This window comes from Aestuariivita sp., assembly GCF_021404545.1.
Lineage (GTDB): Bacteria > Pseudomonadota > Alphaproteobacteria > Rhodobacterales > Rhodobacteraceae > Aestuariivita.
Genome location: NZ_JAAWWD010000024.1, coordinates 1 through 13,294 on the forward strand (window position 1 = coordinate 1; position 13,294 = coordinate 13,294).

Here is a 13,294-nt window from a genome sequence, read left to right on the forward strand (position 1 = left end):
TTTTTTTTTTTTTTTCTCCTCTTCATTGTCTCCTTTAGTCTTGATTTTTTATTCAGTTGTCGCCTGGCAGTGGGAATGCACACGCCACACTTTTCGGCGGCATCCCCCGCGCGGGAAAGGGGCAAAAGGGGGACTCTCCGTCAGGCTAACGTCGCCATTCCAGCAGGGGAACTCCAATCCGTCTGAGCACCACCTCAGGTTCGACCGCATCATGATGACCTTGCCATCGTGGTTTCGCTCAGGCCGATCAAATCCGGATCGCTGCAGCAGCAGGTTGTTGCGCTCCATGCTGTGGCCACCGCCATCATTGGGAACCTCCGAGTTTCAACGACTGCGCAAGCAAGGTCTGTTTTTTTGAGCGGCTCTTTTCCAGCGCTTCCTTCAGGATTTCGTTCTCGAGCGTCTTGCGCCCGAGCTGGCGTTCAAGCTCCCGAATGCGGTTTTCCATCTCCCGTACGGCCTTGTTGCCAGTAACGCTGTCGTCTTCTGCCGCGGCGATGCTGCCCCCTTCGAGCATAAGCTTGCGCCAACGATACAGCAGATTGGGGGCACGCCATTGCGCCGGGCAACACCTGATATGCTCTCCCCATCATACATGGTCTCTTCAACGATCCGCAGCTTGTCCGCCGCAGACCAGCGTCGACGGCGACCACCGTCGGTAATGATTTCAATCTCAGACATGAGCATGTGCTTAAGGATAGCCTTAAGCCTCCCTGGTCAGGCCAAGGTGTCCGGTCCAAATGGGGGCCAGTTCAGGGGCTACGATGCCCGGGTTCCGCGATGAACTGCTCAATGGCGAGATGTTCTACACCTTGAGAGAAGCCCAAATCCTAATCGAGCAATGGCGCATCCACTACAGCACCGTCAGGCCGCACAGCGCATTGGGCTACCGCCCGCCCGTGCTGGAAAGTGTCGTTCCCATGGACCCAAGGCCCACGATGCACTAACAATCAAACCGCACCACCCCATCGGGGCACGCCAGAGATGCGTGACCTCGCTCGCCCCGAGCCCGCCACCATAGGCCACGCTGAACGCGGCCCGAAATCTGAGCCCGGGCCCCGGCGCGGCCTCGAGAATGCGCGAGACTTCCTCGGCGCTCAGCACGACGGGGATCTTCTTGGCCGCCCGCTGACAGCGCACGTGCCGCTTCATCTCCGGGCGCAGGCACGTGGTCGCGTATAGGAAACTCAGCACCGCCGGCCGGTTGTTGAAGGTCGGTGCCCCGACGCCCCGTTCCTTCATATCCTGTTGAAACGCCCGCAACTCCTCAGGCGTCGCGCTATCCGGTGTGTGCACCAGAAACCGCGCGACGTCGCGCATCGCCCGCAGATACATCGTCTGCGTCTCGGGCTGCAGCCCCTCGATCCGCATATCTTCAAGGAACCGCTGGCGCAGCTTCGGTACATATTGCTCTGACATTGAAATCTCCTGTCATCAGATTGGGAAGATCCCAATCGTCCAACAGGTGCGTCAGTTCACAAAATCACGGCGCTCCGATCAGCACACATCACCCGCAACAAGCACCAATACCGCCAGAGCGGTTTCGTCCGCGTCCCGCACATCCGTCATCCGCCCGGAAGATAGTGAAGGTCCGGTCTGGATGCGAAATGATTGGATTTTGGGTCGAACCTGAATGACGCAAACGCTTGATAGAATTAAGATTGATCGCTGCATTGAGGCCACGGTGCGCGACGTTTCACATCAGGTCGTGAGCGCATCCATTTTTCGCGCCAATTTGGCATCCAGCGCGCTCAGCCCCTCCACATCATGCGTGGCCAGTGTCACATGCACGGTTTTGTAGACATTGAACCACTCAGGGTGATGATCCCATTTCTCCGCCCAGATGGCGACACGGGTCATCCAGCCGAACGCATCCACGAAATTGGCGAACACGAACTCCTTTTCGATCGCGTCGCGCCCCTCGACCATCTTCCAACCGGTATCAAACAGAGGCTGCAAGAGCGGCCCGCGGGTTTCTTCGCTGAGTTTTTCGGTCATTGGTGCTCCTCTACATGTGCTTTGCGAAACGGGCCGTAATCGGTGAGGATTTCAATTTCCTCCTCGACAGCCTCCCGTTCGGCCTGAAGATATCGCGCGATCGCATCGGCGAAACCCCGATCGCCCACCCAATGCAGCGAATGCGTGTGCGTTGGCAGGTATCCGCGCGCCAGTTTGTGTTCGCCCTGCGCGCCCGCCTCGACACGCGTCAGCCCGTTGGCCAACGCCCAGTCGATGGCACGATAGTAGCAGAGTTCGAAATGCAGGCAGGCCTGGTGCCGTGTACAGCCCCAATACCGTCCAAAGAGCGTTTCGCGACCGGCAAAGTTCAAAGCGCCCGCGAAATAGCCATCCGCATCGCGGGCCATCATTAGCACCATATCCTCGCGCAGATGCGCCTGTGCCTCGTCAAAGAACCGGCGCGTCAGATAGGGTGTCCCCCATTTGCGCGCACCGGTATCCTGATAGAACACCCAGAAATCATCCCAATGATGCGGTTCGATCTGATCGCCCGTCAGGATGTCGATTTCGCCCAGAAACGCGTTGGCCTGTTGCCTTTCCTTGCGGATATTCTTGCGCTTGCGCGACGACAAGGACGCCAGAAACCCGTCGAAATCGCCAAAACCGTCATCGCACCAGTGAAACTGCTGCGTGACGCGCGGCAGCAAACCCATCTGGCGCCCGGCATCCGCCTCCGCCTCGGTGCAAAACGTGATATGCAGTGACGAGACATTGTTGTTGGCGGCCAGTTGCACAGCCCCTTGCACCAGCGCCGATTGCGCCGTTTCGGCCCGATCCGGGCGCACCAGAAACCGGCGGCCGGTGGCGGGCGTAAAGGGCACCGCCATTTGTAGTTTCGGGTAATATTGTCCGCCGGCACGCTCATAGGCATGCGCCCAGTTATGATCGAAGATATACTCGCCCTGGGAGTGGCTCTTTGTATAAAGCGGCGCGCAGCCAATCAGCACCTCTCCCTCGTAAGCGGTCAGGTATTGCGGCTGCCAGCCGGTGCCCGCCCCCACCGAGCCGCTGTCTTCCAGCGCCTTGAGAAAACGGTGCGTGGTAAAGGGGTCGTCCGGCCTGCCGCCATCGGCGGCTTCGGGGCAGGCGCAGCTGTCCCAATCTGTTGCGCTGATCTGCGACAGGGATCCCAAAACACGAATTTCGATCTCAGATTGGCTCAACGCTCTGCCTTTGCATCTGCGTGCTATTATCTGTGGCCCGGTATCGCGGGTTCAAGGCGGGATAACGGCCCCGTACCCCTCAAACGTGATGTTGTCGCAGAGCGGGCGCGCGGCGTCCTCTTCTGCCTGTGAGTTGATCGTCCAGCACAGAACCGGCAGCCCTTGGGCGCGCAATGCCTGAACGCGGGGACGGGCCAGGTCTGAGGCCTCATGGCTGATGAACCGCGCGGCGGTGCGGCCAATATCCGGGATGTCGCGCAGGCGGTCGCACATCTCGCGGCTCAGCGGCCAGTCTTCGATGGCATAGGCGCTGGTGGTCAGGCCGCGTGGGATGGCGGGCGCCAGATCCCCGAAGGCGGCCACGGAATGAGGGTTGAACGACATCACGGCGATCGGCCCGTCATACCCTGCCAGCGCGCGGGCGGTCGCCGCCTCCAGTATCCCGACATCGGGACCCATGCCACCATCCTGATCCTTGATTTCGATCAGCACCGGGACCCGCCCGGCCACCATCGACAGAACCTCCGCCAGGGTCGGAATACCCTCGCCGTCGCCGCCCTTGAGCGGGATGCAGCACAGCTCTTGCGCTGTTCGCAATCGAACCGGCCCGGTCTCGGCCGTTAGCCGCATCAGCGCATAGTCGTGAAAGACCATCGCCTCTCCATCCGAGGAGGCCTGTAGATCGATCTCGATACCGTATCCCGCCGTAATCGCCGCCGCTACCGCGGCGCGGCTGTTTTCCGGGCGCCCCATCTCACCATCATGCAGCGCTCGATGCGCCAGCGGCAGACGGAGGAACGCCTCGGGCAGAGACGAACTCATCTGACTTGAAAGATGCCTTCGATCTCGACCGCGACACCAAAGGGCAAAGAGGCGGCGGAGACTGCCGAACGGGAATGCCGACCTGCGTCGCCCAGCGCCTCGACCATAAAGTCCGACGCGCCGTTGATCACCTTGGACTGATCCCCGAAATCGGCGGTCGAGTTCACGAAACCGGTCAGCTTGACCACACGCACCAGCCGTTCGATGTCGCCGCCGCAAGCCGCCTTGACCTGGGCCAGAAGGCTGATCGCGCATGTCTTGGCAGCGGCCGCGCCTTCTTCGACACTCATATCTGCGCCCAGCTTGCCGGTGATAAACCCATCCGGCCCGTTCGAGATCTGGCCCGAGATATAGACCGTGTCACCCAGCTGAACGAAAGGGACGTAATTGGCCGCAGGCGCCGGTGCCTCCGGCAAGGTGACGCCAAGCTCGGACAGTCGGGATTCGATGCTCATCTCGTTTTACCTCTCGCTGATGATGTCGCGGACGCTAGCGGGGATCGCAGATCAGGGAAAGGGGGATTAACTCTCCCGGAATGCCTTGGTGAAATAATCCGCCAATGGCTTGATCAGAAACGCAATCGGGCTGCGATCATCGGTACGGATAAAGGCATCCACCGGCATTCCCGGTACCAGCGTTACATCGTCGGGCAGGCGATTGGCCTCCTCCTCACCCAGAACAATTTCCACCCGGTAATAGGACTGGCCGGTTGTTTCATCCTGAAAGGCATCCGCCGAGACCTGCGTCACCTGGCCGGTCAATTCCGGCGTGCGCCGCTGGTCGAGCGAAGAAAACCGCAGGATCACGTCCTGTGTCACATAGAGCTGATCGATATGGATCGTATCGACGCGCGCCACAATCACCAGCGGCCTGTCTTGCGGCACAAGATAGAGTACCGGCTCGGCCGCGCGAATCACAGAACGCGGAGTCTGCACCGTCATCCCATAGACGATGCCAGAAACCGGCGCTCGGATCTCGGTCCGCGCAAGCTCTGTCGTCAGCGACCGCCGCTGTTCGGCCAGTTCGAACTCGCGATAACGCAGGTCGCGCAATTCGGTGATCGCCTCTTCCCGGCGCGCGGTGCTCAGGCGCAGGGTTTCAAGCTCGATCTCGGTAATCCGGCCCTCGGCTTCGGCTTCCGAGGCTTCGAGTTCTCCCAGTTGACCGGTCAGCCGGGCCGCCTCGCGTTCCAGGTTCAGCACGGTCGCGGCCTGGGCCAGCCCGCGATCCAAGAGCGAGCGCTGATTGCCCAGCTCTTCCTCGATCAACTCCAATTGTCGCGCCAGTGACGCCTTTTGCGCCTCGATCCCATCGATCTGGTTGCCGATCTGCAATCGACGTTTGCCCAGCTGTTCAATGCTCTGGTTGACCGAGGTCACGCGCGCCTCAAACAGGCGCGACTGCCCGTCCATCAGATCCTTGACATCCGCGCTGGTCTGGGCGGCCTCGGCAAGTTCCGGATCGAACTGGACCGCTTGCGCATTGTCCCGCTCCGCCTCAAGCCTGCCGCGGCGTGCCATCAACTCAAAAAGCTGCCCTTCGACAACAGCAAGCTGGGAGCTGATCAAATCCGTGTCCAGAAGGATCAGCGCAGACCCCGCCTCGACACTGTCACCTTCACCCACCAACACCTCGGCCACGACGCCGCCTTGCGGGTGCTGGACAATCTGGCGGTTGCGATCCACCTCAAGCTGGCCAGGGGCGATGATCGCGCCCGCGATCAGAGCCGTGACCGACCAGTAGCCAAACCCGCCAACCAGCACGAACAGCGCGACACATCCGATCACCAGGGGTCGACGGGCCGACCATTTGAGCGTCTGGGGATCCGAGGTCATTGTGCCGCCTCCTGACCTGGCACCCGGGAAATGCTTTGATAATTCTGCACGGTCTTTCGCAAAACCTCTTCCTTTGGCCCGAACGCAACGGGCGAGCCGTTATCGATCACCAGAAGCTTGTCGCATTCCTGAATGGCGGCGGGCCTGTGCGCCATGATCAGCACGGACCGTCCGTCCGCCTTCATCTCACGTACCGCGGCATTCAACGCGGCCGACCCCACACTATCGAGATTCGCGTTCGGCTCATCCAGGATCAAAAGCACCGGATCGCCATAAAGCGCGCGCGCCAGTCCGACGCGCTGTGCCTGACCCCCCGAGAGGCGAAGGCTCGCAGTGCTGACGGGCGTGTCATAACCGCCCGGCAGTTTGGTGATCAGATCATGGGCGGCGGCCTTTTGCGCGGCCTGAACGACCCTTTCGCTGTCGGGCGCCTCTTGGAGCCGCGCGATGTTCTGAGCGATCGTTCCTTCAAAGAGCTCAACCCGCTGGGGCAGATATCCGATATGCTGTCCCAGCGCCTCGGGGCTGTATTGGTCCAGCGTGGCGCCATCCAGGCGAAGCGACCCGCCCGCTGGGCGCCACACGCCGGTGAGGGCGCGGGCAATCGTGCTTTTACCCGACCCGGACGGGCCGATGATGCCAACAGCCTCCCCCGGTTCGACAGAAAATGACAGGTTCTTGACCACTGCATGCCGCTCGCCCGGGGGAACGACTGTCAGGTTTTTGACCTCGACCCGGGCCTTGGGGCGGGGCAGTTCCGTCCGCTTGGCTTCAGGCGCCATCTCACCCAAAAGCTCGCCCAGGCTGGACCAGCCTTGCCGGGCGATCTGAACCAATTGCCATTGACCGATCACCAGCTCAATCGGTGCCAGCGCCCGGCCCAACAGGATGGAGGCTGCGATCATTCCACCTGGCGTCAGTTCATTCTGCAACACCAGATAGGCCCCCAGACCCAGCATCGCCGATTGCAGAAACAGACGAATCGACTTGGTTATCGACGTGAAGCTGCCGGTCACATCGGTGGAGTTGATCTCTTCTTCCAACGAGGCGGTGCGCGCCTTGCCCCAGCGGATAAAGGCGGCCTGGCGCATGCCCATGGCCTGAACGGTCTCCGCCTCGTTCCTCAGCTCCTCCGACAAACGGCTTGACGCATTCTGCGCTTGTGCCGCTCCCATCATGGGACGGCGCGAAAACACCTGATTGAGGAGTGTGATCAGGATCAAGATCCCACCCCCGGCAATAGCGAGCAAACCCAGCCAGGGGTGGAAAAGCGCGATGCCCGCCAGGAACACCGGTGTCCAGGGTAGATCAAAGAACGCGACAAGAACCGGGGAGGAAATCAAACGCCTGATCGAGCTAAGATCCGCCAGTCCGGTCTGGGCCCGGTCGTTATGCCCCTGAACGGACCTGCGGATTACCGCATCGAATACCCGTGCATCCATGCGCGACTGAAACCGGGCAGCGGCGCGCGCCATCACCCGACCGCGCGTATAGTCGAGGATCCCCATGATCCCGTAGAGAAACAGAACCAGAAGCGAGAGCGCGATCAGCGTCGCCTCCGACCGGCTGCCCAGAACCCGGTCATAAACCTGTAGCATATAAATCGGGCCGGTCAGCATCAGCAGATTCGCAAAGAAGCTGAACAAACCCACCATCCAGTAGAGGCCACGGCTTTCGCGCCGCGCCTCTCTGAGTTCCTTCAGCCCGGCTTCGGTCGATTTACTTGTCATCAGTGATCCCTTGACGCGAGTGGCGCAGTTTGGCCTATATACCGGGCAGTTGCACCATTAGATTTTAGATTTGTTGTTTCCAAAGTGCCACATCTCGCTCATTAACGCTGCGTGCGCATTGGAACCGCGCACCGCTCCTCTAGGTATCGCATTATCGCCTTAACGAATTCCCATTCTAAGAAAGCCGCCTCACCAATGTACGCGTCCCGACTGTTTCCATGCCTGGCTGTTGTCCTGGTTACTGGCCTAGCGGCCTGCACCGTTCCACCAGAGGGCGTTACGCGCGATGATGGGGTGTTCGATCCCTATGAGCAAGGCAACCGAAAAGTGCACAAGTTCAACCGCGGACTCGATCGCGCATTGGTGCGACCGGCGGCGCGCGGATATTCTACCATCCTGCCCGACGAGATCGAGACCGGCATCGGCAATTTTGCCGGAAATGCCTCCATGCCTGGGGTGATGGTAAACGGGTTGCTCCAGGGGGATCTTGAGACGACGGGTATCGCGCTCTCGCGGTTTTTTATCAACACAGTCTTTGGGTTTGGGGGCCTCCTGGATGTGGCCACCGCATTCGAGATCCCCGAAGTAGACACGGATTTTGGCGAGACACTTTACGTCTGGGGAGCGCCCGAAGGAGCCTATATCGAGCTGCCCGTCCTGGGCCCTGCCACCGAACGGGCCGCGGTGGGCAAATTCGTTGATCTTTTTACCAACCCGCTGAGCTATGCTCTGGACGATCCCGAAAGCTATTACGGGACTGCCGCGTCCGTGGGCGCACGCTTAAGTGATCGCGACAAGTTCTCGGATACGGTCGATTCCATTCTATATGAAAGCTCTGATAGTTATGCGCAGCTGCGTCTGATCTACTTGCAGAACCGCCGGTTCGAGCTGGGGCAGACCGACGGCGGCGCAGAGATTGATCCGTTTGCATTGGAAACCGAGGGGTTTTGATATGTTCATGTACAGACGCCAGGTCCTGATGGGCCTGACATCGGCGGCCATTGTGGCGCCGAATTTCGCGCTGGCGCTCAACGAGGGTCAGGCCGAGGATCTGATCAACCGGCTGATCACCGACATCAACCAGGTGATCGCCTCGGGCAAATCCGAAAACGCCATGATCCGCGAATTTGAACGGATCTTTGCGCGCTACAGCGATACCTCCTACATTTCAGCCTATGCGATGGGCGTTGACGGGCGTCGCGCGTCGTCGGGCCAAAAGCGTGCCTTCTCCGACGCGTTTCAATCGTATATCGCGCGCAAATACGGTCGCCGGTTCCGCGAATTCATCGGCGGACGTCTTGAGGTCAGGGGCGTGCAAAAGGTCAAGAACTGGTTCGAGGTGTCGACCATCGCATATCTTCAGGGCCAGTCCCCGTTTGAAGTGACGTTTCACGTGTCCGACCGTACCGGCAGTGATCTGTTCTTCAACATGTATATCGAGGGCGTGAACCTCTTGTTGACGGAACGGACCGAAATCGGCGCGCTGCTGGATCGTCGGCGCGGCGATATCGATGCGATGATCGGGGATCTGCAAAGCCTCAGTTGATCGTTAGCTGCGCAGCACCGGGAACCAATCCTCGCGCAGGATCTGGCCTGGGCTCATGCCATGGCCCGGAAACGGAGGCGAGGTCGGCCCCGGACGCACCACATACCGCGCATCATCCCCGACCAGGCGCAGGGAGAACGCGCGCCTGCGGCTGCTGGATGTATTTCCACGCGCGCCATGCAATGTCCGGTAATGGAACGCTACGGCATCGCCCGGCTCCATCTCCCATTCGCGGATTGTCATGTCTTGGGCGTCGGGGTCGGGCACCGGCATGTAATCGCCCTCGAAAAAGGCGGCCTCCGACGTCCACCGGGTCGGCAGCACGTCTTTCTCCCAGATATGCGACCCTGCCACGCAGCGCAGCGATGCCTCGCGCACCGGGTCGAGCGGCACCCAGAAACTGACGGTCTGGCGCCCGTCGACAAAGTAATAGGGCCCGTCCGAGTGCCAGGGCGTCGCCATCGAGGTCCCAGGTTCCTTGACCAGAACGTGATCGTGAAACAATTGGACGCGGCGCGAGCCCATCAATGCGCCCGCTGCGGCGATGATCGCCGGATCGTGAATCGCGGCATGAAACTGGGGGAGTCGCGTCCAGTTGCAGTAATCATCAAAGAATCGCCCCGTCTCCCCGGGCTTGTCGTTGTTTGAGGCAAACGGTCCTGGATTTGTCATATTCGCCTTGACCCCGTCGCGCAACGCCTCGACGTGGTCGGAAAAGAGCCCGCGAATACACACCACTCCTTCGCGTGCAAACGCGTCTATATCGGCTGCGGTTGCCGCAGGCGACGTCATTCGATCAAGTTTTGCGCAGCCGGATTACCACATCAACCGAAGCGATCTCGGCGCCCGCAGGTGCTTGCGGCAGCCGTGTGATCTCAAGCTGATCGGCCGGTGCGTCCGTCAGACGGCCCTCATCTTCCCAATAGAAATGAGGGTGATCGTGGGTATTGGTGTCGAAATAGCTCTTGGAGCCATCCACCGTGACTTCCTGAAGCAATCCCGCCTCACAAAAGGCCCGCAGAGTATTGTATACAGTGGCCAGCGAGACCGAAGCGCCCTCGGCCTTGACCGCGTCAAAGAGGCTCTCGGCGGTCACGTGGCGATGCTGCCCGTCACCCACCAGCAATTCCGCCAGTGTCAGACGCTGTCGCGTCGGGCGCAGCCCCGCATGACCAAGCCAATCCGAGGCCACCTGCGTATGCGTTGAACTCATCCGAAACTCTCATTTACTCTGTGTCCCTTGATATATAGAGGGCGCATACCCGAAATTACAAATGAAATTGAGTCGCAACTGGGCCGCATAGGCCTGAAAACGTGGCGTCTGCCGCTCAGTCAGGTCGGGATGCACGCCCTTGCAGGACCCTTTTGCGCGGTGTTACAGGGGCACAAGGGAAGCAAAAAAGATTTCAGGGCAGGAGAGGGACGGGCATGGCGCTCTATCCAACAAGTTTTAGCAAAGAAGACCTGTTAAAATGCGCACGGGGTGAGCTTTTCGGGCCGGGCAACGCCCAGCTGCCCGAACCGCCGATGCTGATGATGGACCGGATCACCGACATTTCGGGCGATGGCGGCATGCACGGCAAAGGCCATGTGGTTGCTGAATTCGATATCACCCCGGATCTTTGGTTCTTTGAGTGTCATTTCCCCGGCAATCCGATCATGCCCGGCTGCCTGGGTCTGGATGGCCTCTGGCAACTGACCGGATTCAATCTGGGCTGGCGCGGCTGGAAAGGGCGCGGCTACGCTTTGGGCACCGGAGAGGTCAAGTTGACCGGCATGGTACGCCCGGACCGCAAGATGCTGACCTATCATGTGGATTTCACCAAGGCGATCCAGACACGCCGCCTGACGATGGGTGTTGCCGATGGCCGGGTCGAGGCCGATGGCGAGGTGATCTATCAGGTCAAGGACATGAAGGTCGCTTTGTCCGAAAGCTGACGCTCCGCTGGACCGATCACCACGGGCCGAAAGCATCCTGAACCTGGCTCTGACAGGCATGTCCTTGCCGGTTCGCCCAGTTGTCGACGCAAAATACCGGCAGCGACAGCAGACGTATCAACAACGCAGAGGCTTCGCCTATGCCGTTGGCGCTTTGGCGGTTTCTGCGGGTGTACCGCAAGCGGCCCGGCACCATTGACCCATATCAATCAACGGTGCGCCAGGCATGCTATGCGATGCTGTGTCTGCATCAACCCATATGGGAGACTGAGATGGTTTCGCGTCGAACGCTCATCATGTCCGGTCTATCGGTCGCCGCACTCGGTACGGCTGGATATGGCCTGTGGCCCCGGCTGGGCGCCTATACCGACCAGGCAATGCGTCAGCGGCAGCTCTTGTCCGCTGATCCCGGCATGATGGATGTGGTGCGGCTTGCGACCTTGGCCGCGAATGGCCACAACACACAGCCCTGGCGGTTTGGCGTGGATGGCGAAACGCTGCGCATTTTCCCCGATATGTCGCGTCGAACTGCCGTGGTCGATCCGGACGATCATCATCTTTATGTCAGCCTTGGCTGTGCTGCGGAAAACGCGGTTCTTTCAGCCGCCGCACAAGGACGCGGTGCGGATCTCACCATTCAAAGCGGCCCTGAAACATCGGTAACGATTGGGCTGCGCCCCGGCCCCGAGCGCGCTTCGACGCTCTACCGGGCGATCCCACAGCGCCAATCGACGCGGTCGATTTATGATGCAGAACCAATCTCGGCTCAGGACATGGCCCTGCTCACCGCGGCCGCGCGCGAAGAGGGCGTCGCGGTCCTGTTCTTTACCGAGCCCGCCGACTGCGAGGCCATCCTCGATCTGGTCATCGCGGGCAACAGCGCACAAATGGACGATCCCGCCTTTGTCGAGGAACTGCGGGCCTGGATCCGGTTCAGCCCAGATCAGGCGCTTGCAACCAGGGACGGGTTGTTCTCGGCCTGTTCTGGAAATCCGGTCATGCCCGGCTGGATCGGCGATTTGGTATTCGGCGCTGTTTTCAGAAAAGACAGCGAGAACGACAAGTACCGCGATCAAATCCGCTCCTCTGCCGGGATCGCCGTGTTTGTTGGGGACAAGGCCGACCCCGAGCACTGGATCAAGGTAGGGCGCAGCTTTCAGCGATTTGCATTGCAGGCCACCGCGATGGGTATTCGCAATGCCCATATCAATCAGCCGATCGAGGTGCCGACACTGCGCCCCCAGTTCGCGCAGTGGCTGGGTATGCCCGACGCCCGCCCTGATCTCATCGTGCGATTCGGGCGTGCGCCAGCATTGCCAATGTCCCTGAGGCGACCGGTTGCCGATGTGGTGATGTGAACGGATCGCTCGGACGAGGGTGCCGGTTCTCGATCACTCCTGCCTGATCGGGTTTACCGACTGAACCACTACCGGCTGGCGCCGGTAGGATCGGCAATGTGCTGCTCCAGGTACTGAAGTACGATGTCTTCCGTGATGGCACCGTTGGTGGTCGAGAAATACCCACGGCCCCAAAACCGTCGTCCCCAGTAGCGGCGCTTCAGTTGCGGGAATGCACGCTGCACCTTGTGGGATGATCTGCCTTTCATCAGCCGCACCAGATCGCTGATCGCCAGCTTCGGCGGAACCGACACAAACATGTGGACATGATCCGACGACAGCACGCCCCGGATGATGTCAACGCCGTTCTCTCGACAGACCTGACGGCAAATGTCGCGCACCCGCAGCCGGATATCGCCATACAGCACCTTGTAGCGGTATTTGGTTGACCAGACGAGGTGATAGCGGTGGTAGAAAACGCAGTGGCTGCCGGTGTCGTATTGCATGTGCTTACCCTCTGGAAAATGAGCCTTCGACCCGGCTGCGGCTCATTTTCCAGAGGGTAAGGACATTAAAGCATCCCGTCTTTAACTTGAGACATATCCGGCAGCCTTGAAGTAGTTCCAGCACTCTTGAGGTGAGTCGAGATTGCAGACTTCGGCGATGGCGTCGAACATCTCGTTGAATGTCCGCGCACCGATACGCCCGAGGTGTGCCTTTAGCTTAGAGAATGTCATTTCGATTGGGTTCAGATCGGGGGAATACGGCGGTAGGAACAGGGCACCATCCGGCATCTCCGAGCCCTTGGGACCTGTGTGCATTCTGTATGCGGGGTTAGGCTAGAAAAAAAAAAACATACAAATATCACCTAACCAAAACACACCTACCATTCAGTACACGCCTA

14 protein-coding genes and 3 pseudogenes are annotated in these 13,294 nt (G+C 60.0%); 5 read left to right on the forward strand and 12 right to left on the reverse strand.

All coding sequences use genetic code 11. The features are described 5' to 3' along the window. Positions 1–147 precede the first annotated feature (147 nt). Positions 148–699: pseudogene (locus tag HEP69_RS08790) on the reverse strand (transposase); the annotation flags it as partial. A 77-nt stretch (positions 700–776) separates the two neighbouring features. Here HEP69_RS08790 and HEP69_RS08795 point away from each other — a divergent pair. Further along, a pseudogene (locus tag HEP69_RS08795) lies at positions 777–947 on the forward strand (transposase); the annotation flags it as partial. Here the strand turns inward: HEP69_RS08795 and HEP69_RS08800 are convergent. The 7 genes from HEP69_RS08800 to HEP69_RS08830 form a co-directional block, all read right to left on the reverse strand. Continuing rightward, positions 865–1,419, reverse strand: a complete 555-nt coding sequence (locus HEP69_RS08800; RefSeq protein WP_290558157.1) for a site-specific integrase — start codon at positions 1,417–1,419, stop codon at positions 865–867. The pseudogene HEP69_RS08795 and the gene HEP69_RS08800 sit on opposite strands and share 83 nt — an antisense overlap. Positions 1,420–1,701: 282 nt before the next feature. Then, entirely contained in the window at positions 1,702–1,998 is a 297-nt protein-coding gene (locus HEP69_RS08805; RefSeq protein WP_290558158.1) for a 4a-hydroxytetrahydrobiopterin dehydratase, read from the reverse strand. Continuing rightward, positions 1,995–3,182, reverse strand: a complete 1,188-nt coding sequence (locus tag HEP69_RS08810) for a GNAT family N-acetyltransferase (RefSeq protein WP_290558159.1) — start codon at positions 3,180–3,182, stop codon at positions 1,995–1,997. The genes HEP69_RS08805 and HEP69_RS08810 overlap by 4 nt, the downstream gene beginning before the upstream one ends. Before the next feature lie 51 nt (positions 3,183–3,233). Beyond that, the gene (locus tag HEP69_RS08815) at positions 3,234–4,004 is read right to left on the reverse strand and encodes a glycerophosphodiester phosphodiesterase family protein (protein WP_290558160.1); all 771 of its coding nucleotides are present in this window, start codon (positions 4,002–4,004) and stop codon (positions 3,234–3,236) included. Next, positions 4,001–4,459 (reverse strand): RidA family protein, encoded by a 459-nt coding sequence (locus tag HEP69_RS08820; protein ID WP_290558161.1) that lies wholly within the window; start codon positions 4,457–4,459, stop codon positions 4,001–4,003. Before HEP69_RS08820 ends, HEP69_RS08815 begins: the two co-directional genes overlap by 4 nt. A 66-nt stretch (positions 4,460–4,525) precedes the next feature. Further along, complete coding sequence (locus HEP69_RS08825; RefSeq protein ID WP_290558162.1) at positions 4,526–5,839, reverse strand: HlyD family type I secretion periplasmic adaptor subunit; 1,314 nt, start codon at positions 5,837–5,839, stop codon at positions 4,526–4,528. Then, the gene (locus HEP69_RS08830; protein WP_290558163.1) at positions 5,836–7,569 is read right to left on the reverse strand and encodes a type I secretion system permease/ATPase; all 1,734 of its coding nucleotides are present in this window, start codon (positions 7,567–7,569) and stop codon (positions 5,836–5,838) included. Before HEP69_RS08830 ends, HEP69_RS08825 begins: the two co-directional genes overlap by 4 nt. A 195-nt stretch (positions 7,570–7,764) precedes the next feature. Here HEP69_RS08830 and HEP69_RS08835 point away from each other — a divergent pair, with 195 nt between their 5' ends. Beyond that, entirely contained in the window at positions 7,765–8,520 is a 756-nt protein-coding gene (locus HEP69_RS08835) for a VacJ family lipoprotein (protein ID WP_290558164.1), read from the forward strand. 7 nt (positions 8,521–8,527) lie between these two features. After that, on the forward strand, positions 8,528–9,115 hold the full coding sequence (locus HEP69_RS08840; RefSeq protein ID WP_290558170.1) for an ABC transporter substrate-binding protein: 588 nt from the start codon (positions 8,528–8,530) through the stop codon (positions 9,113–9,115). Between the two features lie 3 nt (positions 9,116–9,118). Here HEP69_RS08840 and HEP69_RS08845 read toward each other — a convergent pair whose 3' ends face one another. After that, positions 9,119–9,907, reverse strand: coding sequence for a phytanoyl-CoA dioxygenase family protein (locus HEP69_RS08845; RefSeq protein WP_290558165.1), 789 nt, complete (start codon positions 9,905–9,907; stop codon positions 9,119–9,121). Between the two features lie 4 nt (positions 9,908–9,911). Next, positions 9,912–10,328, reverse strand: a complete 417-nt coding sequence (gene irrA, locus HEP69_RS08850) for an iron response transcriptional regulator IrrA (protein WP_290558166.1) — start codon at positions 10,326–10,328, stop codon at positions 9,912–9,914. Between the two features lie 215 nt (positions 10,329–10,543). Between irrA and fabA the strand changes: the two genes are divergently transcribed. After that, the gene (gene fabA / locus HEP69_RS08855) at positions 10,544–11,053 is read left to right on the forward strand and encodes a bifunctional 3-hydroxydecanoyl-ACP dehydratase/trans-2-decenoyl-ACP isomerase (protein WP_290558167.1); all 510 of its coding nucleotides are present in this window, start codon (positions 10,544–10,546) and stop codon (positions 11,051–11,053) included. Between the two features lie 272 nt (positions 11,054–11,325). Then, positions 11,326–12,411: a Tat pathway signal protein gene (locus HEP69_RS08860; RefSeq protein ID WP_290558168.1), complete on the forward strand. Its 1,086-nt coding sequence runs from the start codon at positions 11,326–11,328 to the stop codon at positions 12,409–12,411. Between the two features lie 68 nt (positions 12,412–12,479). Here HEP69_RS08860 and tnpA read toward each other — a convergent pair whose 3' ends face one another. Then, positions 12,480–12,896, reverse strand: coding sequence for an IS200/IS605 family transposase (gene tnpA / locus HEP69_RS08865; RefSeq protein WP_290558169.1), 417 nt, complete (start codon positions 12,894–12,896; stop codon positions 12,480–12,482). 81 nt (positions 12,897–12,977) lie between these two features. Then, positions 12,978–13,169 (reverse strand): annotated as a pseudogene (locus tag HEP69_RS08870) (transposase); the annotation flags it as partial. Between the last annotated feature and the right edge of the window lie 125 nt (positions 13,170–13,294).